This is a genomic window from Phormidesmis priestleyi ULC007 (genome assembly GCF_001895925.1).
In the GTDB taxonomy this organism is placed as follows: domain Bacteria; phylum Cyanobacteriota; class Cyanobacteriia; order Leptolyngbyales; family Leptolyngbyaceae; genus Phormidesmis_A; species Phormidesmis_A priestleyi_A.
On sequence record NZ_MPPI01000112.1, the window covers coordinates 1 to 1,133 of the forward strand.

The 1,133-nt window shown below is 45.8% G+C and carries 2 protein-coding genes; one reads left to right on the top strand and one right to left on the bottom strand.

Annotation, left to right across the window (positions count from 1 at the left end):
* Window positions 1-117 precede the first annotated feature (117 nt).
* Entirely contained in the window at window positions 118-360 is a 243-nt protein-coding gene (locus tag BRW63_RS27035; RefSeq protein WP_143162019.1) for a hypothetical protein, read from the top strand.
* 126 nt (window positions 361-486) lie between these two features.
* On the opposite strand, the gene BRW63_RS27040 is transcribed toward BRW63_RS27035, so the two are convergent.
* The coding region (locus tag BRW63_RS27040; protein ID WP_223257540.1) for a hypothetical protein at window positions 487-1,133 on the bottom strand (647 nt) is incomplete at its 5' end.

A 1,133-nucleotide genomic window follows, 5' to 3' on the forward strand; every position in this document is an offset into this window, starting at 1 on the left:
TCTTCACTTGTGTCCCGGACTGACTTAACAATTGAGCGCTCATACTCACCCCTCTTGGTTGCATCACTGAGGTAATATCATGATTGAATGATTAAATCAAGTAGAGGTCGCACCCCTTTGAAAGTAGAAACAGAGCGGAGTGGAATGGCAGGTCAATTGCTAGTCGATAGCCTCAGAACTGCCCTAGCGATTCACCTATTACGGAAGTATTGCACCACGCACCCCAAACTCTCTAGTGATTCAAACGGGTTGTCTCAATCTAGTTTGAAACAAGTGATTGAGTATATCCATCAGGATTTGAGATTAGTGCAGTTAAGCGCGATCGCTCAGATCAGTTCCTATCATCAGAGAAATGGGTAGAAACCCCGTCCTTTAGCAGAGCGAAGGACGGCTTTACGAGGGTGCGACCTCTACCTGATACTAAAGTGACTCAAGCCTCCTGCTGATAAGGTTTTTGAACGATTTCACAGTAGTCTTTTTGATTATTCATTGATCAATTTTACAGGCACTCAAAACCCTTATGGAGCAAAAGGTAATCGGTTTTTTCCAATGTATCGGATGGAGGTCGCACCCTATTAACGCTTCGCTTTCAGTCCTTTCGTAACACGCAATCTGTGCCCTGATGCAGTATAGAAGCAGAGAACCTGCTGTAATCTTTATATCGCCACTTTCGCCGCTTCCACTGGATTCTACAGTACTCAACACACCGCTAGAAAACCCATTTCGTGCTTCTCCATCGGCAACTATGCGATCGCGTACTTCAATAATCACGTTGCCTGCGTTGCCCCGTCCCTGGGTTCCTGCTTGAACTTGTCCCCCATTCAAAAGCACCAAGGAGCCTGCTTTAATCGATACGTCTTTTCCGTTTCCTCTCGCCTCTGGAGTAACTCTAGTCGCAATTACTCCATCATTTTCTAAAAGAACTGTATTTCGTACATTAATAGTCATCTTACCTGAACTGCCTTCGCCAGCAGTTGCTGCACTAACTCCGGAGAAATTTGCAACTCTTAAGGAATCAGGGAGCATCTCACCTTTGCGATGAGCATAACTACTCAATTCAATCAGCCAACCCTGAGCCAAGGTTGAGAGCGCGTGAAATCGCCATTGAGATAAGCAGAGCGGTGCTTCAGCCC